1 protein-coding gene is annotated in these 912 nt (G+C 52.6%); it reads left to right on the top strand.

Annotated features, from left to right (window positions below; all coding sequences use genetic code 11):
- Positions 1-143 precede the first annotated feature (143 nt).
- The gene (locus tag QZL67_RS06370; RefSeq protein ID WP_022289911.1) at positions 144-749 is read left to right on the top strand and encodes an antirestriction protein ArdA; all 606 of its coding nucleotides are present in this window, start codon (positions 144-146) and stop codon (positions 747-749) included.
- Positions 750-912: the final 163 nt, after the last annotated feature.

Below are 912 nucleotides of genomic sequence, written 5' to 3'. Positions count from 1 at the left end.
GGACTATAACAACCAGCGCCGAGGCATTACTCCGGCTCAGGAACAGGCAATGCTCACTGGCAGCATGTGCGGTTGGGATGTACCTGGTGCGGATCCCAAGTGGTATGAAGAACATCAGAACCAGGAGATGGGAGGAATGACGCTTGAATAAAGGATTCATCGTATATGTAAGTCCTTTGGAAATGGACAGTGTTGATCACCGGTTGGTAGAACTGCCTATGGAACAGGAAAAACTGGATGCACTCCAACTGGAACTGAACACCGGCTCTCCCCTCTATACCGAAGTATCGGACTTCTGTGGGCGGGAATACCTTAAGGAGCACATGCCAGAGGATATGGATCTGACAGAGTTGAATCTGCTGGCTAAGAAACTGGCCTCCTTGGAACCTGTCCAGGAAGCGGCCTTCGAGGGGCTTGTCCGCATGGATCTGGATAAAGGAACGATGGAACTGCCACTGTGTCGTCTGATCGACCTGGCCAACAGTGCGGACTGCTGTCATGTTGCTCCAGGAGTTGGGAATGACGAGCAACTGGGACACTTCTATGTGGACAATGACTTCCCGGTGATTCCTCCCGGCCTGCCGGAAGAGGTGTATGAAGTCCTGGACTATGCAGCCATTGGCCGAAAGGCCAGAATGGAGGAGGGCGGAGTCTTCACCTCTGAAGGCTATGTGGTACAGCACACCGACCTGGATGTGAGTTACTCGCAGTCCCATTATGGGCCGCAGATGGAGGTGATGAGTCCATGAAACACCGCCTTGCCCCTCTTCTTGAGGGGATGGAGATGGGCAAATCGGAACATGATTGGCTGGAACAACGGTTGGAAAACATGACAGCAAAGGAAGAACTGCTCTTCCGGGGTGCCATGCAGATCGAATCACCAAGGGACATTCAGACGACCATCCAAATTCT

Source organism: Oscillibacter sp. CAG:155, from assembly GCA_000436875.1.
Lineage (GTDB): Bacteria > Bacillota > Clostridia > Oscillospirales > Oscillospiraceae > Oscillibacter.
The sequence above is the reverse complement of the archived record's forward strand: the minus strand, read 5'-3'. Positions and strand labels throughout refer to the sequence as shown.